This is a genomic window from Staphylococcus parequorum (genome assembly GCF_039237145.1).
GTDB lineage: Bacteria > Bacillota > Bacilli > Staphylococcales > Staphylococcaceae > Staphylococcus > Staphylococcus equorum_A.
In genome coordinates this window covers 1,150,428-1,172,957 of record NZ_CP150682.1, presented here as the reverse complement: position 1 = coordinate 1,172,957, position 22,530 = coordinate 1,150,428, and the positions used below count along the sequence as shown (strand labels likewise).

Below are 22,530 nucleotides of genomic sequence, written 5' to 3'. Positions count from 1 at the left end.
TTTATTTTAATCAAAATTGGAATTTGTTTATTCGTCTAATCCCATTTTATCTTGTACAACATCTGCAATTGTTTGCGCGAAACGTTGTGCATCTTCATCAGTTGAAGCTTCAACCATTACACGAACAAGTGGTTCTGTACCTGAAGGTCTTACTAATATACGGCCTTCGCCATTCATTTCTACTTCAACTCTTGTCATTACTTCTTGAACATCAATATTTTCTTCTACACGATATTTATCTGTAACACGTACATTGACTAATGATTGAGGATATTTTTTCATTTGGCCTGCAAGTTGACTTAAACTCTTACCAGTCATTTTAATAATACTTGCCAATTGTACACCTGTTAATAAGCCGTCACCTGTCGTATTATAATCCATAAGCACGATATGACCAGACTGTTCGCCACCTAAATTATAATTGCCTCTTCTCATTTCTTCAACAACATAGCGGTCTCCAACTTTAGTTTTGTTTGATTGAATACCTTCATTTTCTAAAGCTTTATAAAAACCTAAATTACTCATCACTGTTGAAACAATCATGTTGTTGTTAAGTTCACGATTTTTAGACATCGCTTGCCCGATAATAAACATAATCTGATCACCATCAACGATTTCTCCATTTTCATCAATAGCGATAAGTCTATCTCCATCACCATCAAAAGCAAGTCCAAAGTCACATTCAGATTCTACAACTTCCTTAGCTAAAGTTTCAGGATGTGTTGAACCAACCTCTTTATTTATATTATAACCATCTGGATTACATCCAACTGTCACAGTATCTGCTTCTAAATCTCCGAATAAAAATGGTGCTAATGATGAAGTAGAGCCATTCGCTCCATCTAAGCCAATTTTCATACCGTCAAGATTTACATCTACTGTTGATTTTAAATAACTGATATATTTTTGACTACCTTCAAAATAGTCAGAGTAATGAACGATATCTTCTCCAATTGGTCGAGGTAAGTCGGGATTTTCTTGATCTAAAAGTGTTTCTATTTCTTGTTCTTGATCGTCTGACAATTTAAAACCATCTGAACCGAAGAATTTGATACCATTATCTGGAACTGGATTATGAGAAGCAGAAATCATAACACCTAAATCAGCTTCCATTGCACGAGTTAAATAAGCAACTCCTGGCGTTGATATAACACCTAAACGCATTACCTCTGCACCAATTGAAATAAGTCCTGCAATTAAAGCAGATTCTAACATTTCTCCAGAAACACGCGTATCTCTACCAACGAGTACTTTAGGGTGCTTTTCCCCTTCATTATGTGCTAATACGTAACCACCGTAGCGTCCTAATTTAAATGCAAGTTCAGGGGTAAGTTCTTTATTCGCTACGCCCCTTACGCCGTCTGTTCCAAAATATTTTGCCATTATATATATCTCCTTTATTTTAAAAAAATCTATTTGACTGTAATTGTTGCAGTTGTATCTTTAGGACTTACTTTAGTAACCTTATCAGGCACTTCAAACGTAATATCTTTTTCAGTAGAACCTGCCACATTATCCAAATCAATATTGGCTGTAATTTCATCAATATCTTCTAGATCTTCTTTATTACCATAAATTTCAACTTCCTCATTATCTAATTCGATATTATCTACTTCACGACCATTTGATAATGAGCCTACTGCTTTAGTTTTTACTTTCACTTTTTTACTATAGTCTTCTACTTTCACACTTAGATTGACTTCATTTGGTTGAACCATCACATCAATTTTATTTAAGTTTCTATCAAATGCAGTAATTTGTGCAACATCTGTTGTGTCTTTAGAAATTTTACTTTTGTTTTTATATGTTGCTTTTAAATAAGCAATTTTATCAATTTGATTTTTACCGCCAGTCACTTTAACAGTTTCTGGTGACACGCTCTGTTCACTTACTTTATATTCCGGATCCAAATCATTATTACTTACATCTGGTTCTACTTTTAATGTTTTACTTACTTTCTCTTCCAGATTTATTGTTGTTTCTTTCGGTTTCACATTATAATCAATATCTTTATTTAACCCATTCACTTGGAATTGTGTAGTATGCTTACCTGCTTTTTCTTCACTCAAGTCTAATACGGCCTTGATACTTTCACCATTTTCAGCCTTCAGTACTTGTGATTGTGGTCCAGATATTTCTACATCTACTTTATTTGGAACTTCACTCGCATACAATGATGTGTTGTCATACTTCACTTGAACAGGTACATCTTCAATTGTTTCTGAAGATTTCTGTCCTAAGTTATCAGCATTAAAAATATTACCAAACATATTATTAACTGATAAGAAAAATACTAACGCTAATACAAGTGCGATTAACCTTAATCCCCACTTACTTTCTAGCATATTATTTCACACCTTTCTTGTTAAAGTGTGTGCCAAACCAATGTTCAGCCAATAATTCTTCAAAAGCTTCGTTAGAAATATCTTTTCTTAATTTACCATCAAATGTAACAGAAATTGATCCTGTTTCTTCAGACACAATAACTGTAAAAGCATCGGATACTTCAGAAATACCAACTGCCGCTCTATGTCTTGTACCTAGGCTTTTAGCAATCTTGGCACTATCTGATAATGGTAAATAACTCGCAGCACTTGCAATTTTATTTTCTTGTATAATCATCGCGCCATCATGTAAAGGTGTATTAGGCACGAATACGTTTGTTAAAAGTTCTTGTGATATTTCCGAGTTCATGGCAATACCAGTTTCGATATAATCTTGTAATCCTGTTTCATTTTCAAAAACAATCAATGCACCAATACGTCGTTTTGCCATATACTGCACTGCTTTGGATACAGAAGATATAAGTTTTCCTTCATCACTATTTAAATTAGTTGAATAGCGTTTAAATAGACTTCCACGACCAAGTTGTTCTAATGCGCGTCTAATTTCTGGTTGGAATATTACGATTAAAGCTAACACACCCCATTGAATAACTAAATCAAACAATTTGGCTGTGGCTGTTAAATTTAACATTTTACTCACTTGTTGACCAATAACTATTACGACAATTCCTTTTAATAGTTGAATGGCTTTGGTACCTTTAAAAACTGTAATGAGAAGATAAAGTACATACCATACTATGAGCAAATCGAGTACACTTGCAATTATTTTTACTGTACTCCAGTCATCAAAAAAGTTGGATAAATCCATAACATCTCCTCCGGTTATCTGTTCCCATGTTATATATTATACCAATCATAAAGCCAACTGTCATATTTAGTATTTAATTTTATAATAAAAATTAAAAAAACTGATATGGATTATATCCATATCAGTTTCATTACTAATTATAGAAGCGTTTCTCCAAAGAAACTACCTACTAAACCAACCGCTTGTTTAGCTGTATCATTGGTGTGATCTATTAATGGGTTAACTTCAACTATATCCATAGAAGTCACACACTTCGAGTTATGTAATAACTCTAATGCAAAATGACTTTCTCTATATGTCAAACCACCTAAGACTCTAGTGCCTGTTCCTGGCGTTTCAACAGGATCCAACGCGTCAACATCTAATGATAAATGTATACCATCTGTTTTAGGTTCTAGATATTCTATCGTTTCATCTATAACTTGGTTAATACCATATCTATCAACTTCCGCCATGGTATAAGTTTTAATATTATTTTCTTTTATGTAACGGCGTTCGCCATCGTCTAAATCTCTCATCCCTATAAGAACGATGTTTTCTGGTTTCACTTTAGGTGTATAATTTGAAATATTAACTAAGCGCTCATCCCCATCTCCAGCAAGTACACGTAATGGCATACCATGTATATTACCTGATGGTGATTCTTCGGGTACATTTAAATCTCCATGTGCGTCGTACCAAATAACGCCTAAGTTATCATAGTGTTTACTTACGCCAGATATTGAACCTATAGCAATTGAATGATCTCCTCCAAGAATTAATGGAAAATTATTTTTTTCAATACTATTTGAAACTGCTTCACTTAAGTTGTTAGAAACAGTAATAATTTCGTCTAAATTTCGTAAGCCCTCTTGCTCTGAATTAAACTTATCTAAATCAATTGCTGGTACTTCAATATTACCAGAATCTACAACGGATAAGCCTATCGCTCTAATACGATCAACAATGCCTGCGTATCGTATAGCATCTGGACCAAAGTTAACCCCTAATTTCCTTTGTCCATATGTTGATGGTGCTCCAATTATTTCTATTTTTTTATTCATGTTAAAAACCCCTTTGTTTTCATCTGTTACTAGAATAATCGAAAGCGCTTTATGTTTCAAGTTAATGTAATATCATCATTTTTTTATAAAATCATCATTTTACATATAAAACCAGTATAATGATTTATAATTCATAAAAAGGCCTTATATTGCCTTTTACATACTATTCTAATCATAAAAATGTATAGGATTTTTTTCACTTTTTTTATTATATTATCATTTAAAGATTTTCAGAAGTTTTAATTTTCAGCACAAAAAAAGCATTTCTCTTATGAGAAATGCTATAGAGTGAGCCATAGTGGGCTCGAACCACTGACCCTCTGATTAAAAGTCAGATGCTCTACCAACTGAGCTAATGGCTCTAAATGGCTGGGCTAGCTGGATTCGAACCAACGAGTGACGGAGTCAAAGTCCGTTGCCTTACCGCTTGGCTATAGCCCATTAATGGTGGAGGGGGGCAGATTCGAACTGCCGAACCCGAAGGAGCGGATTTACAGTCCGCCGCGTTTAGCCACTTCGCTACCCCTCCGCTATTAAATTAAAAATGGTGGAGGATGACGGGTTCGAACCGCCGACCCTCTGCTTGTAAGGCAGATGCTCTCCCAGCTGAGCTAATCCTCCAATATGTATGACCCCGACGGGACTCGAACCCGTGTTACCGCCGTGAAAGGGCGGTGTCTTAACCGCTTGACCACGGGGCCATATGGCTCCACAGGTAGGACTCGAACCTACGACCGATCGGTTAACAGCCGATAGCTCTACCACTGAGCTACTGTGGAATAATTAAATTGCCTGGCAACGTCCTACTCTTGCGGAACGTAAGTCCGACTACCATCGGCGCTAAGGAGCTTAACTACTGTGTTCGGCATGGGAACAGGTGTGACCTCCTTGCCATTGTCACCAGACAATGAACTGTATAAAAATTATACATTCAAAACTAGATAGTAAGTAAAATTTGATAATGCCAAACAAAACACTTTTTAAATTTGATTAAGTCTTCGATCGATTAGTATTCGTCAGCTCCACATATCGCTATGCTTCCACCTCGAACCTATTAACCTCATCATCTTTGAGGGATCTTATAACCGAAGTTGGGAAATCTCATCTTGAGGGGGGCTTCATGCTTAGATGCTTTCAGCACTTATCCCGTCCATACATAGCTACCCAGCGATGCCGTTGGCACGACAACTGGTACACCAGAGGTATGTCCATCCCGGTCCTCTCGTACTAAGGACAGCTCCTCTCAAATTTCCTGCGCCCACGACGGATAGGGACCGAACTGTCTCACGACGTTCTGAACCCGAGCTCGCGTACCGCTTTAATGGGCGAACAGCCCAACCCTTGGGACCGACTACAGCCCCAGGATGCGATGAGCCGACATCGAGGTGCCAAACCTCCCCGTCGATGTGAACTCTTGGGGGAGATAAGCCTGTTATCCCCGGGGTAGCTTTTATCCGTTGAGCGATGGCCCTTCCATGCGGAACCACCGGATCACTAAGTCCGTCTTTCGACCCTCGCTCGACTTGTAAGTCTCGCAGTCAAGCTTCCTTATGCCTTTACACTCTATGAATGATTTCCAACCATTCTGAGGAAACCTTTGAGCGCCTCCGTTACTCTTTAGGAGGCGACCGCCCCAGTCAAACTGTCCATCTGACACTGTCTCCCACCATGATAAATGGTGCGGGTTAGAAATCCAACACAGCAAGGGTAGTATCCCACCAACGCCTCGACGTAAGCCGGCGCTCACGTTTCAAAGGCTCCTACCTATCCTGTACAAGTTGTACCGAATTTCAATATCAGACTACAGTAAAGCTCCACGGGGTCTTTCCGTCCTGTCGCGGGTAACCCGCATCTTCACAGGTACTATGATTTCACCGAGTCTCTCGTTGAGACAGTGCCCAAATCGTTACGCCTTTCGTGCGGGTCGGAACTTACCCGACAAGGAATTTCGCTACCTTAGGACCGTTATAGTTACGGCCGCCGTTTACTGGGGCTTCGATTCGTAGCTTCGCCGAAGCTAACCACTCCTCTTAACCTTCCGAGCACCGGGCAGGCGTCAGCCCCTATACATCACCTTACGGTTTAGCAGAGACCTGTGTTTTTGATAAACAGTCGCTTGGGCCTATTCACTGCGGCTCTCCTGGGCGTTAACCCTAAAGAGCACCCCTTCTCCCGAAGTTACGGGGTCATTTTGCCGAGTTCCTTAACGAGAGTTCGCTCGCTCACCTTAGAATTCTCATCTTGACTACCTGTGTCGGTTTGCGGTACGGGCACCAAAATTCTAGCTAGAGGCTTTTCTTGGCAGTGTGAAATCAACGACTCGAGGAAACAATTTCCTCTCCCCATCACAACTTGACCTTAAGAGTGCCGGATTTGCCTAACACTCAGTCTCATTGCTTGGACGTACAATCCAATAGTACGCTTCGCCTATCCTACTGCGTCCCCCCATCGCTTAAAACGAAATTTGGTGGTACAGGAATATCAACCTGTTATCCATCGCCTACGCCTATCGGCCTCAGCTTAGGACCCGACTAACCCAGAGCGGACGAGCCTTCCTCTGGAAACCTTAGTCAATCGGTGGACGGGATTCTCACCCGTCTTTCGCTACTCACACCGGCATTCTCACTTCTAAGCGCTCCACATGTCCTTGCGATCATGCTTCAACGCCCTTAGAACGCTCTCCTACCACTGTCCTTACGGACAATCCACAGCTTCGGTAATATGTTTAGCCCCGGTACATTTTCGGCGCAGTGTCACTCGACTAGTGAGCTATTACGCACTCTTTAAATGATGGCTCGCTTCTAAGCCAACATACTAGTTGTCTGGGCAACGCCACATCCTTTTCCACTTAACATATATTTTGGGACCTTAGTCGGTGGTCTGGGCTGTTTCCCTTTCGAACACGGACCTTATCACCCGCGTTCTAACTCCTAAGATAAAATTGATTGGCATTCGGAGTTTGTCTGAATTCGGTAACCCGATAAGGGCCCCTCGTCCAAACAGTGCTCTACCTCCAATAATCATTACTTAAGGCTAGCCCTAAAGCTATTTCGGAGAGAACCAGCTATCTCCAGGTTCGATTGGAATTTCTCCGCTACCCACAACTCATCCGCTCACTTTTCAACGTAAGTCGGTTCGGCCCTCCATTCAGTGTTACCTGAACTTCAGCCTGGTCATGGGTAGATCACCTGGTTTCGGGTCTACGACCAAATACTCAACGCCCTATTCAGACTCGCTTTCGCTACGGCTCCACATTAGTCGCTTAACCTTGCATCAAATCGTAACTCGCCGGTTCATTCTACAAAAGGCACGCCATCACCCATTAACGGGCTCTGACTACTTGTAAGCACACGGTTTCAAGTTCTATTTCACTCCCCTTCCGGGGTACTTTTCACCTTTCCCTCACGGTACTGGTTCACTATCGGTCACTAGAGAGTATTTAGCCTTGGGAGATGGTCCTCCCGGATTCCGACGGAATTTCTCGTGTTCCGTCGTACTCAGGATCCACTCAAGAGTGAACAAACTTTCGACTACAGGATTATTACCTTCTTTGATTCATCTTTCCAGATGATTCGTCTAATTTGTTCTTTTGTAACTCCGTACAGAGTGTCCTACAACCCCAACAAGCAAGCTCGTTGGTTTGGGCTCTTCCCGTTTCGCTCGCCGCTACTCAGGGAATCGATTTTTCTTTCTCTTCCCGCGGGTACTAAGATGTTTCAGTTCCCCGCGTCTGCCTTCAGATATGCTATGTATTCACATATCGATAACACGACATAACTCGTGTTGGGTTTCCCCATTCGGAAATCTCTGGATCAAAGCTTACTTACAGCTCCCCAAAGCATATCGTCGTTAGTAACGTCCTTCGTAGGCTTCTAGTGCCAAGGCATCCACCGTGCGCCCTTAATAACTTAATCTTTTCGACCTTCAACACGAAAAAAATCGGTTGAAAATCTAAAATGTTATTAATCTGTGAGTGTTCTTTCGAACACTAGCGATTATTTCTATTTTTTTGAATTCAAGCTTTTTAAAACTCTAATTCACTCGGTTTTGCTTGGTAAAATCATAAATTTTACTTACATATCTAGTTTTCAATGTACAAAATAACGCAATGAATACTCGTAATGAGCATTCAAAACTGAATGCAATATGTCAATGTCATTCCTCTTCATCTTCTCAAGGAAGATGTTCCGAATATATCCTTAGAAAGGAGGTGATCCGACCGCACCTTCCGATACGGCTACCTTGTTACGACTTCACCCCAATCATTTGTCCCACCTTCGACGGCTAGCTCCATAAATGGTTACTCCACCGGCTTCGGGTGTTACAAACTCTCGTGGTGTGACGGGCGGTGTGTACAAGACCCGGGAACGTATTCACCGTAGCATGCTGATCTACGATTACTAGCGATTCCAGCTTCATGTAGTCGAGTTGCAGACTACAATCCGAACTGAGAACAACTTTATGGGATTTGCATGACCTCGCGGTTTAGCTGCCCTTTGTATTGTCCATTGTAGCACGTGTGTAGCCCAAATCATAAGGGGCATGATGATTTGACGTCATCCCCACCTTCCTCCGGTTTGTCACCGGCAGTCAACCTAGAGTGCCCAACTAAATGCCGGCAACTAAGTTTAAGGGTTGCGCTCGTTGCGGGACTTAACCCAACATCTCACGACACGAGCTGACGACAACCATGCACCACCTGTCACTTTGTCCCCCGAAGGGGAAGGCTCTATCTCTAGAGTTTTCAAAGGATGTCAAGATTTGGTAAGGTTCTTCGCGTTGCTTCGAATTAAACCACATGCTCCACCGCTTGTGCGGGTCCCCGTCAATTCCTTTGAGTTTCAACCTTGCGGTCGTACTCCCCAGGCGGAGTGCTTAATGCGTTAGCCGCAGCACTAAGGGGCGGAAACCCCCTAACACTTAGCACTCATCGTTTACGGCGTGGACTACCAGGGTATCTAATCCTGTTTGATCCCCACGCTTTCGCACATCAGCGTCAGTTACAGACCAGAAAGTCGCCTTCGCCACTGGTGTTCCTCCATATCTCTGCGCATTTCACCGCTACACATGGAATTCCACTTTCCTCTTCTGTACTCAAGTTCCCCAGTTTCCAATGACCCTCCACGGTTGAGCCGTGGGCTTTCACATCAGACTTAAGAAACCGCCTACGCGCGCTTTACGCCCAATAATTCCGGATAACGCTTGCCACCTACGTATTACCGCGGCTGCTGGCACGTAGTTAGCCGTGGCTTTCTGATTAGGTACCGTCAAGATGTGCACAGTTACTTACACATTTGTTCTTCCCTAATAACAGAGTTTTACGATCCGAAAACCTTCATCACTCACGCGGCGTTGCTCCGTCAGACTTTCGTCCATTGCGGAAGATTCCCTACTGCTGCCTCCCGTAGGAGTCTGGACCGTGTCTCAGTTCCAGTGTGGCCGATCACCCTCTCAGGTCGGCTACGTATCGTTGCCTTGGTAAGCCGTTACCTTACCAACTAGCTAATACGGCGCGGGTCCATCTATAAGTGATAGCAAAACCATCTTTTACTTTAGAACCATGCGGTTCCAAATGTTATCCGGCATTAGCTCCGGTTTCCCGAAGTTATTCCAGTCTTATAGGTAGGTTACCCACGTGTTACTCACCCGTCCGCCGCTAACTTCAAAGGAGCAAGCTCCTTATCCGTTCGCTCGACTTGCATGTATTAGGCACGCCGCCAGCGTTCATCCTGAGCCAGGATCAAACTCTCCATAAATGAATTATGATGTTTGATTAGCTCATAAAATACTAATTTGTGTGTTATCTCTAACACGTTTGAACCAACAATTTAATGTTGCGTTCGGAATTAACGTTGACATATTGCAATTCAGTTTTCAATGTTCATTTGGATAATTGCTTTATTACTATACCATTTCAATTGACGTTGTGTCAATAAAAAATTAATATTCTTTAACAATCATTTAACATTACTTTAATAATATTAAAGTATTTCTTATAAAATTTCAAGTATATTTTTTACACTTTTTCGAAATTGAATTAAATAATGTTTTTGTCGTTTTTGACGACTTTTATATAATATCAATTTCACAAGAGAAAGTCAATACTTTATTTTGTTTATTGTGATTTGTTACGTTTACGCTGTATCATGCGTTCGTTGGTCACAAGAAATAATTCTACCACCATTCAAAAAAATTGCAAGAGAAAAGTGGATAAAAATTAAATTAATTTCTACCCACTCCTTAAATGCTACTATTTTCTAGTCTTTTCAATGATTTGTTGTGCCATTGATTGGTATATTTCTCCTAATCTATCCTCTGGTTGATAAATAGAAGGAGCGAAATCTTTTGGATTCCATGATGGTTGCTCTAATGGTAGGTGACCTAATAAGTCTGTTTGTAATTCTTCAGCAAGCTTTTCACCGCCACCTGTTCCAAATACATATTCTTTATTTCCAGTTTCTTTACTTTGGAAGTAAGACATGTTTTCTATTACACCTAAAATCGTGTGTTCAGTGTGTTTTGCCATTGCTCCAGCTCTTGCTGCAACAAATGCTGCAGTAGGATGAGGCGTTGTTACGATAATTTCTTTACTTGATGGCAACATCGTATGTACATCTAAAGCAATGTCCCCAGTACCTGGTGGTAAATCTAAAATCAAATAATCTAAATCTCCCCATCGCACTTCAACAAAGAAATTCGTAAGCATTTTACCTAACATTGGGCCTCTCCATATAACTGGTGCGTTCTCTTCAACAAAGAAAGCCATCGAAATGACTTTCACACCATGACGTTCAACTGGTATGATTTCTTTACCTTGTACACCTGGTTTTTCATCAATTCCCATCATGTCTGGAACGCTAAAGCCATAAATATCAGCATCAACTAGACCAACTTTTTTACCTTCTCTAGCTAATGATACTGCTAAATTGACTGCTACTGTGGATTTTCCAACGCCACCTTTACCAGAAGCGATGGCAATAAACTCTACAGGATTGTCTTTAGATAATAAGCCTTCTATTGTTTGTTGCTCGTCATCGCTCGTACCTCTATATTGTTCTACTACATCAGATGGTAATTCTTCAAATCTAATGCCAACTGTATTAGCCCCATTTTCTTTTAACACTTCAACTACGGCCATCTGTAAATCTAATTGAGGTTGTCCCCCTAATTGAGCCATAGCTATTTTGACACTTACATGCTCTATTTCTTCTTTAATAGTAACCTCTACTATTCCATCGGTTTCTTTTAAAGGTACATTTATTATTGGATCTTTTAATTCTCCAACAAGTTCTTTAACTTGCTCAGTCGTTAACACAATGCGTCCCCCTCTTTATAAAATAATCATTATTTATATTCTAACAAACAAAACTTAAGTTTGCTTTAAATAGTTTATATTCAGTATAAATATAATCAGCTTATTAAAAAAGAAGTTAGCTCACTTCACTCTCTATTAAAGAATAAATAAACTAACTTCTTATAGTAATTGCTATTTCATTGATATTATTCTTGTCTTCTTAAATGGTTACTTTAATTATCAGTGATAAGGTTACAATATTACAGTTTCTACTATATATATTAATGCTATGTTCAATCTTTATGATCAATACAGTTTAAACACTTCAATTAACCGAATTGATTTTCTATAGTACCTTGCTTATTTTCCATTTAAGTTTTCACTATCTGGATAAAATATTTCCTTACATATAAATAAGAGTCCAATGATAAATACAATCACCCAAAAATCAATATTTATATAGGCATAATGGATATGCACTATGAAGTAAAATAACAAAGTTGTTACTGTGAAAGTAATTAAGTGATAAGTTATGCCTTTAAAATATGGGTTATCTGGTATTTTTTTTCTAAAGTAATCCATTAAATTCTCTATTATAAACAAATTAAAATAACCTAATACAATATAACTGCCATAATAAATTAAGTTATCGTAAAAGTTTTTATTATATCCAAAATACGCAAGGTGGAAATAAATAAGGATTCTACTCAAGCCATATAATCCAAATCCTAAAAATGTTAAAAATATAGCCCCAGAAATAATAAATACCGAAAGTACAATAAGCGTTGTAAATAAATATTTTATATATTTCATTGCTTACTGTCCTCCCTTTTCACTCTATTTCGATATTCCGCTTAATAATCACCTAACTTTTATTACAATCTCGCTGGTTTTTTATTATTAAAACTATAATCGCATAAACTATATTACCATTATAACAACTCACTACCAAATACAAATTAACACAAAGCTCTACTATTCAAATTATAACGTTTATTAATGAAGTACATCATGTTTTAATTATATAGATATAGCTTACTAATGCGAGTTTTATTTCTGTTCTCTATAAATTACAGCCCATAAAACCATTAGTATAATCAATATAACTAAACTAAGTAAGATAACATTGTGTATTTGTAGACTGATAAAAGTAAATGATAGTGCATAAATGTAACCCATCACAGTAGAACCTATTGAGTTACCTAAACTCTTGGTTAATGTATAGAACGACATCATCCGCTTCATGTTATTTAATGAAGTCTCTTCTTGAGTAATAACACTGTCTTTTGTATAAACTGTGCCAAAGCTAACTCCCGCAAGTAATAAACTAAATGCTATAAATAATGGCGACTCGGTGCCTATAAATACTAAAATGCCACATAGCATTAATAATGTGAATGCAAAAATATATAATCCTTTTCTACTCATTCTAACCTCTAATTTATCTAATGAAAAATTAAGCGCTAACCAAGCGAATGAAATTGGAAATATTACAAAGCCACTTTGTAATGGTGAGAGACCCATTTCCTCTTGTAAATAAATAGGCATATATAAGTTGTAACCCATCAGAATAATTGCATAAGCAAAATCGGTGAAGAATATTAAAATAATCGTCTTATTAAATTCTGCAACTGGTACAAATGGTGTTTTTACGTTTTTTTCATTTTTGTAAAGAACTACTGCCATTACACAAGCTAAGATAAGTGAAATTATGTTTAAATATAAATTCGCTTTATTCATAACTGTAAACATTAAAAAGAAGATTAATACATAGAAATACATTAAGCCCTTCACGTCTAATTTGTTCGTTGTAGTTGTATTTTCATTTTCAAAATGGAATGTGATTATCACCAATACCATAGCTGCGATTGCAATCGGAATATTCACGAAGAATAACCAGTGCCACGTTGCAAATTCTAAAATAGTTCCTCCCAAAACTGGACCAATAATGCTAGAAATCCCCCATACACTACCAACAATTCCCATAATTTTATAACGTAATGGAATTTCAAAGGCAAGTTTAGGTACGATTTGACTCAATGCCATCATTACACCGGCGCCTAAACCTTGTATGAAACGGGACATGATTAGTATGCTGAAAGTACCACTTATCCCGGATAAGAAACTACCTATAGTAAAAAGCAATAATCCTAAAAGCGTGATATAAATAATTTTCGTTCTATCTAGTAGTTCTCCCACAATCGGATTAGCTATGACAATTGCAATAAAATAAACTGCAAAAATCAGTGAAATGGATGAAGTAACGTTTAAGTCATCTCTTATAGTAGGTATTGCCAAAGAAACTATGGATGTTTCTATGGCCGACATAAACATAATTAATATTAATGCAACTACGATACCTAAAGACTTAACATTCATAATTTACCTCCTTGCATAACAAATTAAAATGCTTTCAAGTATAATCAAATCAATATGTTGTAATCAGTTTCAAATCTACTTCGTTAAATTAAAACTATGCTTTATGATAATTTGTTTAAAAAAAGAGCGGGATAGAAATCAAAATTTAAAATTTGATTTCATATTCCCGCCCCCACAAAGCCTACTAAAAAATAATACAAGCACTGAAGTTCTTGCATAAGAACTACTCGTCTTCACAAATGTAGCAGTAGTTCTTTAAAAACTAGTTATAAGTTCATTTAGATATCAGACAGCTAGCGCCAATATAACAACTGCGACTAAAACCTGTCTTGATGTTCTAGATACTATTAAATCACAATGTATTTTTCTTAAAAATTACATAAAATATAAAATAGCTATAAAATGAAATACGGATGCAATCACTATAAAGAAGTGCCAAATCATATGAAAGTATGGACGATTTTTTTGTGCATAGAACCATGCTCCGACCGTATAAGCAACCCCACCGAATAGAATAAATAGCATAAATGTTACCGATGAATCGAAGATAATTGTCGGTAAAAATAAAACGCCAATCCATCCCATAACTAAATACATTGTTAAGCTTAATTTATGACTAACATTTTTAGCTAATGATTTGTATAGAATGCCCCAGAGTGTAATACCCCAAAGCACTGCCATTGCAGTCCATCCTAGCCAGCCACCGATTAACACTAAACATATTGGTGTATATGTTCCAGCAATTGCGATATATATCATACTGTGATCGATAATTCTGAGTATATATTTATGTGAAGAATTATTAGGCATCGCATGGTAAACCGTTGAAGATATAAACATTAGAAAAATACTGATCACGTATAGTGAAACGCTAAACGAACCTAATATGCCATGATCCATAAAACTTTGTATTGCTGCATACGGCAATACGCATAAAGCAATGAATGCAGCTACCCCATGTGAAACTGCATTTCCAATTTCCTCACCAAACGTTAAAGGTACAATATTTTTAAATGTTTTAGCCACTTTGCTATTATCTACATCTACTGTATGAGACATAAGTGTAACCACCCTTTTATTAAATCAAATTCATACGTTTCAAATCAGCTGTAGCTGTTTCAACACTATCTTTACCTTCTTTATTTTTTAAAGGAGAAAATTCTTCTTCTCTCGGTACTTGTAATGTAATAAAGCTATTAGCATACTGGAAAATATCAAAATAGAATAATTCAAACTTAAGCGTTGGTTGCTCAATTACGCCAAAATCATCATCTAGCTGTTTTAATTTTTTAATCGCTAAATGATATGGCAATGCATGATCAACCACATTGTTAATAAATAAAAGTTTAAATGTATGTATTCCTATATTAGCGTTATTAAATTCATTAGCAACTTCAGGGTCTAATTCTGAATATTCAAGTACAGTATCTTTTTGATTAGCTGTAACTAATCTACCTACACTTTCACCCTCTTTAGGTTGAATTGATTTTGTAGTGATATCCATACTTTTTTGGAATGTATAACCTGCAAATAATGGGTCCAATACTTTCACAAGAACGTTATCAATATTATTCAAGAAAATATATTCCACACCATTGTCTGTCATTTCATCTAAATAGCCTGAATTTTTGAGTGATTTAAACACGCCACCATTACCGTTAGGCGTTTCTAGGATGTTACCATCTACGTCTAAAACTAACTTGCCTTCTTCAGATAAGGCAACAATGTTTTCTTGCTTGAAAAAGTGCACATGTGATTTATCATATCCAAAATAATCTTTAGCTTCGAAAAACAGTTGTGTTTCTTTGTCATTTACTTTGCTAGTCATGATATACCAATCGACAGCTACACCTGTTTGTTCTTTTAATGCTATTAATTGCTGTGCTTGAATTTCAAATAAGCTAACGCCTTCAATTTCAAACGAACCTTTAGGTCCTTTATAACCTAAACGCGTCCCTTGCCCACCTGCCATTAATAACACTGCAAATTTGCCTTTTTGAATTGCGTCTAAACCAACTTCTTCATATTTTTTGATTTCTTCTTCTGTAAATTCTTTTTTAACTTCATATTTCACTTCATTAATAGAAGAAACATCATCGATTACTTTTTTATTTACATATAAATCTTCATATAAATCTTGAATATCAGATAAGTTTAAAGAGTCTACTTTATTAGCTAATTGTTCTTTTTCATTTGTACTCATTAGTTTTTCAAATTCAATTAAATGGTCTTGATTAAACTTTTCTAAACCTTTCTTATCTAGCATGTTCTCTCTCCTTAATATTCAAATATTAGATAAAAATAATATCTTATTACTGACTTGAATATATAATTTCACTATTTGTACTTTATATTATTATGATTATATGCACAACCTTAATCATAACCATTTAAAAAACAGTTGATTAATAAACGGTTGAAAAAACACATAAGTTGCGCCTATAGTTAACGCACTCGCAAGTGATAAATCAACGAGACCACCTGTTTTAAAAACCAAAGGGAATTTCACACTGATAGGGATAGGATATAAAAATTTAACTCCCCTAGGTGTTAACATATCTAGTATAACATGAGATAGCAATCCGAATATAATCGTAATTAAATAATAAATTGGTGTTTGGATAGCATATAATAGACAAATTATAATTGAAATAAATAATAGTGAGTGTGTAAATGTCCTGTGACCAAATAATATTCTAATAAAAAAGCTCAAAACTTTTAATCGTCTACCAATTTTACTCTGTGCATGACAAATATCAGGTAATAAACTTGATATAACTGCAAGCGTTATAACCGTAATTGATGTAAACAAATCTGTATGGAAATATTCTATAGTTAATGCGCCTACTAATAAACCGCATGATGCGTGGGTTTTACCTGTCATTTTCACTTCTCCTTATCGCAATATATTTTATCATATCTTTTATATCAATGCGAACGTACTTTCGTAACAAAGCATTGAGTATAACATATTCACAAAAAGTATCACACAATTACTTGAAAACGATTGCATGTTGTTGTATGATGTAGCTATAAATTAATTAAAGGATGTGTTCTAGATATGGCAATGACAGTTAAAAAAGATAACAATGAAGTAAGAATTCAATGGAGAGTTGCAGATATTAAGATTCCAACAAGTGATATTAAGAACATTTCACAAGATCAAAATATCCATGAAATTCCAAAATTAGATAGAAATAAAGTTTCGAGAATTGGTTCTACTTTCGGAAAAACGAACCGTGTTATCATCGACACTAATGACCATGAATACATTATTTATACGCAAAATGATCAAAAAGTATATAATGAAGTAACAAAATAGTATTAAACAATTAACAACAAAAAGACGAAATTCTAATCCCACGTTAGAATTTCGTCTTTTTTATATTAATTACGTCTTAAACCTATTTAACTTGAATAAGGGATATCAATTAACCTCTAATTCACAATGATGATATACTATAGCTAAATCTTAGAAAGTGGGTGCATATCATGTACGTTGTTACGAATAGAATTGATGTAAAAAAAGGGTTTGCAGAGAAAATGGCGCCTAATTTTACTAAAAAGGGCAAAATTAATGAATTAGAAGGCTTTCGTAAAGTTGAAGTTTGGCTTATTGAAGACGAAACAGACCACGATCAGATGTATGTGAATACTTGGTGGGATTCTGAAGATAATTTCAAAGCATGGCTAGAGAGTGATGCTTTTAAAGAAGCACACGCAGGTAAGTCAAAATCTAAAAGCGAAGATTCACCAGTCATAGGGAATAAAGTTGTTAAAGCTAATGTTTTATCAACACTTAATTAATCAAATGATTTTGTAAGTTTAAATCAAGAAAACAATCAATATTGCAAAACACCCCAAAAATTAGATTTCATCTAACTTTTGGGGTGTTTTATTATATTCATATTCGATTGTTGCTTATTCATATTTCATATTGTTTTAAACTAATTAAAATACAGATGCGCCATCAACGCTATAATTGGTAATGCAATAATTGTTCTGATTAAGAAAATAACAAACAGTTTAAAGATACTGACTGGAATTTTTGAGCCTAGTATCACTCCACCTACTTCTGATAAGTAGATTAACTGACTAATACTTAATGCACCGATAACGAATAATGTAATATCATTACCTACACCTTCAATTAATATAGATGGTAAAAACATATCGGCAAAGCCTATTAATATTGTTTCTGATGCTTGTGCAGCTTCAGGAATTTGCAGTAATTCTAAATATGGTACAAACGGTTTACCAATAATTGCGAATATCGGTGTGTATGTCGCAACGATTGTCGCTAGTGTACCAATACTCATAACAACTGGTAAAATAACAAACCACATATCTACAACTGTTTTAAGTCCAGATTTGAAAAATGATTTGAATCCTGGCGCATTGATACCTGTTTCAGTCGCCATGTCAAAACCGTGACCTAATGCAGTTTTATTTTCTGGTAATTTTTCAGTTCTCATTTCTTCAGATACTTCTTTTGAATATTCATCTTTGATAGATTTTAATGGCCAAATTCTTGGCAAAATCAATGCACAAACAATACACGAAACAATAACTGAGAAGTAGAAATAGAAGAAATGGTTTTGCATATGTACTGTTTCTGCAATGACGATTGCAAATGTTATAGATACTACACTGAAAGTAGTAGCAATAACTGTCGCTTCACGTCTAGAATAAAAACCACTTTCATATTGCTTACTTGTTATTAATACCCCTACTGTGCCATCTCCGATAAACGATGCTAAGTTATCTACTGTAGAACGTCCTGGTAATGTGAATAAAGGTCTCATAATAGGTCTAAAGATTGGCCCTAAAAATTCTAACAATCCATATTCCATAAGTAATGGTAAAAATAATGCTGCAAATAAGAACACAGCAACTAATGTTGGCAATAGACTTTCAAATACAAGCCCGCCAGTATCTGCAGAATAAATTACTTCAGTACCGACTTTCAAATAAGTCATCCATACAAAAACAACTGCTAATATTCTTAATAACAACCAGACGATTTTCACATTAAATGCATTATATAAAAGTCCTTCCGGTTCTAATTTATTTTTCAATATTGTGGAACATAAAATTGATAATATGCCTGATATTGTGATAATCAAAACAATAATTAATGGCATGGCGTCCCCGAGTACATCTTGCAATAGTCCTGCTAAAAACGCGACGGGTAATGTGGTTTGTTTAACACCATCTTCAGTCACAGTAATAGGTACCAAAAACAAGATAATACCAATCAATGACATGACTATGAACTTTAACCTACCTCGCACTAATTGTGATTTACTATATTTATTCATTTCATTCACCCCTTAGGTGTTTATATTTTTATATACACTTAAAAAAGCAACAGCAATAATTATAACCTATTATGTATAAATATGTAAATCAATAAATTTAGGTTTTTATTGTCTTCTTGTATATGTATAAATAAAATAATTGACCCTAATCTTATTTAGGGTCAATTACACTTTATATGAAAACGCTTACTTTTGCAATTTATTTTTGAATTATATTTTTCTTAATAAATTAAAGCGTATCGAGTGCCGACAGCAGCAACAATTATATCGACAGTAATATCTATAAGTTAGTGCGTATCTCTTGCTAACACATCACTCATGGTCAATAGGCGTACACTAATCAAACCTAAAATAAGTAGGGTATGGATGTGCTTATGCTCGACTATTTTTTGTGCCCCATGCTATGCAATAAGCCAAAAAAACGCATTCCTCCTACGACTGAAATTGAAGCAGCTGATGAAAATAATAAAATCTTTTTAATGTTTAATGCTTTTTACAATGAATTAAACACTTGATTTTTAATGTTTGTAATTGCTTGCTCAATACCTTCATCATGTATATATACCTTTGCTATATTAGGCATATACATACTTTGTGCTAAAGCTTTATAATCTAGACTAAATTGTATTTTGTCTCCTAATTGATAAAAATCCTGATTTAATAAATCAATCATGACATGATCACTTGTTGCGCCTAATATTTTCACTTGATGATGCACAGGCGTAATTGTTTCGACATGCGTATCTAAGCTACCAATATCAATGATAGCTTGTAAATATTGTTTGCCTGTATCATAGTTTATACGTGGCTTAATCTCTACTATTTCTGCTTCTAAAATAATTGTATCTTGATATAACATTGCAATTGGATGATTTGTTGAGGTCTCAATTCCTCTGAAGAGCGTTTCGCCTATTCTCAGTTCGTTAACTTTACCTAAATCACTATAAGCCATTTGCGTTAACAAACTTGAATTCCCGCCTGATATGATTTTAAATCTTATATTGGTCACTTCTTCAATAGAGTTTACAAATTGATTAATCATTTTCACATCTTCCTCAGTAGGTGCATTCGACTGAAAACACATAAAGTTGAATGCTAACCCTGCAAGATTAAGATGATGCATCTGAATTATTTCTTTAATATAATCAATTACATCATAAGTTAAGATGCCTTCTCTTGCATCTTTCCAATCCACCATGAGTAAAATTTGGTGCTTCACTTCTTGTTTACCTGCAAGGTCATTTAATTGTCGAATCGTCGCTATCTCAGTTTGAATGCTTATATTCGTATAACGTACTACATCTTCAAGTCCATATTGATTTGTAGTGCCTATCATTGCAAAAGATATATTTGGATCTTTACTCTTCGTAATATTATCAATTCTGGCGTCTGCAAAGTGTGTAATACCGATGTCTTTTAACACTTCTATAATTTTGCTATCGCCAGCCACACACTTGGTTACAGGTGTAAAACAAATATTATTTTGACTGCACAAGGCATTTAATACATGGGCGTTATATTGAATTTTAGATAAATTAATCTGTAATTGTGCCATGTTTACACCTCTTTATATAATGGATTCTTTAATTTTATCGTTACGTACTGTTTCACTTTATTTTCCATTCTCATACGCAACAATGCTTTGACTGAAATCTTAGGTCCAAACAAAACTGCTTTCAACACTTGAGCATGTGCTTTTTGTGGATCTATTGCTTCGTATACTATGTCACCTACTACTTCGAATAACGCCCTCTCGTCTACTTCATCATATTTTGAAAAATGATGAATCAGTTCTGCGATTTGATTTTGAATTACTGAATGTTGAAATTTTTCGATCACCGCTTCAATATTTTCAGCAATGAGACTTGTATTCGTTATATCAATATGAGGTAATTTATACTTTAAAGTTTCTAAATCTATTCTTGAACCACCTAAATCTCTGATGATAAATTTCATTTGATTATTCGGTCCAAGATTTACAATAGTATTTTGCATATGCGCTTCCAAGGCAATACCATAATCTTGTATATATGCAATTAATGGTTTGATTAAAGTTTTCGCATAACTACACATAAATTGTTTGATGGCGATTGATGTAGGTCCTACTCCCATCCACTCCAAGTAACTGTCTACAATGACTTGGTTATCAACTGGATTTTTATTAACTAAACTAGCTGTCACCAATGTCGTCCCATTATCTGCAATATAAGGTTTGTGTCTCACTATGCAAGCCAATTGACGTGCAGCTTCGTCATCTATATTTACATGAATACCATAAGGCTCCAAGGCGACTTGTAATTGTGGGTATAGATCTAACATATCTTGTAATTCATAACTGAGTTTAGGCCCATCTACTGTCGTCACAGCAGAAACGGTTCTAATGGCACTTGTAGCTTGAATATTTACTGGTAATTTAATATGGAATGGTTTATTGATTAATGCCATTGTTCTAAATGATAAAGTTGCTTTGGATTCTATTTCAAATGGTGTGGGTAATAATCTTCCTTCTTTAATACACTTCGCAAATTGATGCACAATCACATTGTCATATTGCCATGGATGTACGAGTACTACTCTATAATCCTCTAGCTCAAACTGGTATGGTTCTAAAAATGCTTTAAGTTTATAACGATATTCAGGAATAATATGATTCAAAATATATTGTTCATCATCTTCCATTGACGTTGTAATACAATCTGCTTTATGAATAAGCATTACTTTTAATCCAATAATCTTTTCAAACTCTGGCGCATATAATTTCACTTCTTCCTTTGTTAAAGGCAATTTCGTTTTAGACAAGGGATGCGTCGGATGTCCTTCTACAACTATACTCTCCGAATAAGTTAAATCATTAATTTCTTCTGAATCCTCAAAATGTTTTAACCAGGTAAAGAAATTAATAGTTTCAGGCATTCTCGAAAATTTCAATGTTGCATGAATCAATGCTTGTCTATGAGAAAAATGATCATACGTCCATACAAAGCCATCTCTACTAGAAATCAGTTCTTCTCTCAATCTGTTGCTAATTGGTATATCAAATTGGTTGTCCAATACGTCGAGTAATTGTTCTACAGTTTCGATTGTCATTCTAGTGTTACCTTTGATATAACGTATCTTTCCTTTAAATACATATCTTTCCATATCACTTTTACGTACTTTATCCACTTGTAAAAGTTGTCCGTGATATTGTAATTCAATACAATCTTCAAACTCATTAACTATCATTTTATCAGGAAAAATATGTTCCTTAATAATCGCGTTATAAATACGGTACTGTACGTTTTTATCTGCAGTTTGCCGTGTCTGATCCGTCATACAAGATTGCCCCCATTTTTTCTCG

The 22,530-nt window shown here is 35.9% G+C and carries 15 protein-coding genes, 6 tRNA genes and 3 rRNA genes; 2 read left to right on the top strand and 22 right to left on the bottom strand.

The features are described 5' to 3' along the window. Positions 1 to 27 precede the first annotated feature (27 nt). From glmM to AAA453_RS05415, 19 genes are all read right to left on the bottom strand, one after another. On the bottom strand, positions 28 to 1,383 hold the full coding sequence (gene glmM, locus AAA453_RS05505; RefSeq protein ID WP_427706774.1) for a phosphoglucosamine mutase: 1,356 nt from the start codon (positions 1,381 to 1,383) through the stop codon (positions 28 to 30). Between the two features lie 29 nt (positions 1,384 to 1,412). Continuing rightward, on the bottom strand, positions 1,413 to 2,345 hold the full coding sequence (locus tag AAA453_RS05500; protein ID WP_427706772.1) for a CdaR family protein: 933 nt from the start codon (positions 2,343 to 2,345) through the stop codon (positions 1,413 to 1,415). A 1-nt stretch (position 2,346) separates the two neighbouring features. After that, on the bottom strand, positions 2,347 to 3,153 hold the full coding sequence (cdaA, locus tag AAA453_RS05495) for a diadenylate cyclase CdaA (protein ID WP_002507018.1): 807 nt from the start codon (positions 3,151 to 3,153) through the stop codon (positions 2,347 to 2,349). Between the two features lie 137 nt (positions 3,154 to 3,290). Beyond that, positions 3,291 to 4,196 carry an arginase gene (gene rocF, locus AAA453_RS05490; RefSeq protein ID WP_046466187.1) on the bottom strand — a complete coding sequence of 302 codons (906 nt, stop codon included), beginning with the start codon at positions 4,194 to 4,196 and terminating at the stop codon, positions 3,291 to 3,293. A 289-nt stretch (positions 4,197 to 4,485) separates the two neighbouring features. Next, positions 4,486 to 4,558 (bottom strand) — tRNA-Lys (locus AAA453_RS05485). A 4-nt stretch (positions 4,559 to 4,562) separates the two neighbouring features. Beyond that, a tRNA-Gln gene (locus tag AAA453_RS05480) sits at positions 4,563 to 4,637 on the bottom strand. A 4-nt stretch (positions 4,638 to 4,641) separates the two neighbouring features. Then, positions 4,642 to 4,725, bottom strand: a tRNA-Tyr gene (locus AAA453_RS05475). Positions 4,726 to 4,741: 16 nt separating this feature from the next. Next, a tRNA-Val gene (locus AAA453_RS05470) sits at positions 4,742 to 4,817 on the bottom strand. A gap of 8 nt (positions 4,818 to 4,825) precedes the next feature. Then, positions 4,826 to 4,897: transfer RNA gene (locus tag AAA453_RS05465), tRNA-Glu, on the bottom strand. Between the two features lie 3 nt (positions 4,898 to 4,900). Then, positions 4,901 to 4,975, bottom strand: a tRNA-Asn gene (locus AAA453_RS05460). Between the two features lie 11 nt (positions 4,976 to 4,986). After that, positions 4,987 to 5,101: ribosomal RNA gene (gene rrf / locus AAA453_RS05455) — 5S ribosomal RNA — on the bottom strand. Between the two features lie 81 nt (positions 5,102 to 5,182). Further along, positions 5,183 to 8,110 (bottom strand): 23S ribosomal RNA (locus AAA453_RS05450). Positions 8,111 to 8,399: 289 nt separating this feature from the next. Next, a 16S ribosomal RNA gene (locus AAA453_RS05445) occupies positions 8,400 to 9,952 on the bottom strand. Together the 16S, 23S and 5S rRNA genes with 6 tRNA genes alongside form the textbook arrangement of a ribosomal RNA operon. A 494-nt stretch (positions 9,953 to 10,446) precedes the next feature. After that, complete coding sequence (locus AAA453_RS05440) at positions 10,447 to 11,511, bottom strand: Mrp/NBP35 family ATP-binding protein (protein ID WP_277582589.1); 1,065 nt, start codon at positions 11,509 to 11,511, stop codon at positions 10,447 to 10,449. A gap of 339 nt (positions 11,512 to 11,850) precedes the next feature. Then, complete coding sequence (locus tag AAA453_RS05435; RefSeq protein ID WP_046465793.1) at positions 11,851 to 12,303, bottom strand: SepA family multidrug efflux transporter; 453 nt, start codon at positions 12,301 to 12,303, stop codon at positions 11,851 to 11,853. Between the two features lie 237 nt (positions 12,304 to 12,540). After that, positions 12,541 to 13,869 (bottom strand): multidrug efflux MFS transporter SdrM, encoded by a 1,329-nt coding sequence (gene sdrM / locus AAA453_RS05430; RefSeq protein ID WP_427706770.1) that lies wholly within the window; start codon positions 13,867 to 13,869, stop codon positions 12,541 to 12,543. 375 nt (positions 13,870 to 14,244) lie between these two features. Continuing rightward, positions 14,245 to 14,928 (bottom strand): PAQR family membrane homeostasis protein TrhA, encoded by a 684-nt coding sequence (trhA, locus tag AAA453_RS05425; protein WP_427706768.1) that lies wholly within the window; start codon positions 14,926 to 14,928, stop codon positions 14,245 to 14,247. A gap of 19 nt (positions 14,929 to 14,947) precedes the next feature. Then, positions 14,948 to 16,135, bottom strand: coding sequence for a UTP--glucose-1-phosphate uridylyltransferase (locus tag AAA453_RS05420; protein WP_427706766.1), 1,188 nt, complete (start codon positions 16,133 to 16,135; stop codon positions 14,948 to 14,950). A 114-nt stretch (positions 16,136 to 16,249) separates the two neighbouring features. After that, positions 16,250 to 16,753, bottom strand: a complete 504-nt coding sequence (locus AAA453_RS05415; RefSeq protein WP_285323802.1) for a metal-dependent hydrolase — start codon at positions 16,751 to 16,753, stop codon at positions 16,250 to 16,252. A 177-nt stretch (positions 16,754 to 16,930) separates the two neighbouring features. Between AAA453_RS05415 and AAA453_RS05410 the strand changes: the two genes are divergently transcribed. Both AAA453_RS05410 and AAA453_RS05405 read left to right on the top strand, forming a co-directional pair. Continuing rightward, positions 16,931 to 17,191, top strand: coding sequence for a hypothetical protein (locus AAA453_RS05410; RefSeq protein WP_002507009.1), 261 nt, complete (start codon positions 16,931 to 16,933; stop codon positions 17,189 to 17,191). A gap of 170 nt (positions 17,192 to 17,361) precedes the next feature. Then, the gene (locus tag AAA453_RS05405) at positions 17,362 to 17,676 is read left to right on the top strand and encodes a heme oxygenase (protein WP_046465798.1); all 315 of its coding nucleotides are present in this window, start codon (positions 17,362 to 17,364) and stop codon (positions 17,674 to 17,676) included. 140 nt (positions 17,677 to 17,816) lie between these two features. Here the strand turns inward: AAA453_RS05405 and AAA453_RS05400 are convergent, their stop codons facing one another. From AAA453_RS05400 to AAA453_RS05390, 3 genes are all read right to left on the bottom strand, one after another. Further along, positions 17,817 to 19,190 (bottom strand): YjiH family protein, encoded by a 1,374-nt coding sequence (locus tag AAA453_RS05400; protein WP_285323800.1) that lies wholly within the window; start codon positions 19,188 to 19,190, stop codon positions 17,817 to 17,819. 493 nt (positions 19,191 to 19,683) lie between these two features. Continuing rightward, positions 19,684 to 20,745, bottom strand: a complete 1,062-nt coding sequence (locus AAA453_RS05395; RefSeq protein ID WP_427706764.1) for an alanine/ornithine racemase family PLP-dependent enzyme — start codon at positions 20,743 to 20,745, stop codon at positions 19,684 to 19,686. A 2-nt stretch (positions 20,746 to 20,747) separates the two neighbouring features. Next, on the bottom strand, positions 20,748 to 22,505 hold the full coding sequence (locus tag AAA453_RS05390) for an IucA/IucC family protein (protein ID WP_427706762.1): 1,758 nt from the start codon (positions 22,503 to 22,505) through the stop codon (positions 20,748 to 20,750). Positions 22,506 to 22,530: the final 25 nt, after the last annotated feature.

Excerpts from the sequence above, each read along its gene's own strand:
- AAA453_RS05405 (WP_046465798.1), top strand. The coding sequence starts at position 17,362 with ATGTACGTTGTTACGAATAGAATTGATGTAAAAAAAGGGTTTGCAGAG.
- AAA453_RS05415 (WP_285323802.1), bottom strand. The coding sequence starts at position 16,753 with ATGACAGGTAAAACCCACGCATCATGCGGTTTATTAGTAGGCGCATTA.
- AAA453_RS05500 (WP_427706772.1), bottom strand. The coding sequence starts at position 2,345 with ATGCTAGAAAGTAAGTGGGGATTAAGGTTAATCGCACTTGTATTAGCG.
- AAA453_RS05435 (WP_046465793.1), bottom strand. The coding sequence starts at position 12,303 with ATGAAATATATAAAATATTTATTTACAACGCTTATTGTACTTTCGGTA.
- sdrM (WP_427706770.1), bottom strand. The coding sequence starts at position 13,869 with ATGAATGTTAAGTCTTTAGGTATCGTAGTTGCATTAATATTAATTATG.
- AAA453_RS05390 (WP_427706762.1), bottom strand. The coding sequence starts at position 22,505 with ATGACGGATCAGACACGGCAAACTGCAGATAAAAACGTACAGTACCGT.
- rocF (WP_046466187.1), bottom strand. The coding sequence starts at position 4,196 with ATGAATAAAAAAATAGAAATAATTGGAGCACCATCAACATATGGACAA.
- AAA453_RS05400 (WP_285323800.1), bottom strand. The coding sequence starts at position 19,190 with ATGAATAAATATAGTAAATCACAATTAGTGCGAGGTAGGTTAAAGTTC.
- glmM (WP_427706774.1), bottom strand. The coding sequence starts at position 1,383 with ATGGCAAAATATTTTGGAACAGACGGCGTAAGGGGCGTAGCGAATAAA.
- AAA453_RS05410 (WP_002507009.1), top strand. The coding sequence starts at position 16,931 with ATGGCAATGACAGTTAAAAAAGATAACAATGAAGTAAGAATTCAATGG.
- AAA453_RS05395 (WP_427706764.1), bottom strand. The coding sequence starts at position 20,745 with ATGGCACAATTACAGATTAATTTATCTAAAATTCAATATAACGCCCAT.
- AAA453_RS05420 (WP_427706766.1), bottom strand. The coding sequence starts at position 16,135 with ATGCTAGATAAGAAAGGTTTAGAAAAGTTTAATCAAGACCATTTAATT.
- cdaA (WP_002507018.1), bottom strand. The coding sequence starts at position 3,153 with ATGGATTTATCCAACTTTTTTGATGACTGGAGTACAGTAAAAATAATT.
- trhA (WP_427706768.1), bottom strand. The coding sequence starts at position 14,928 with ATGTCTCATACAGTAGATGTAGATAATAGCAAAGTGGCTAAAACATTT.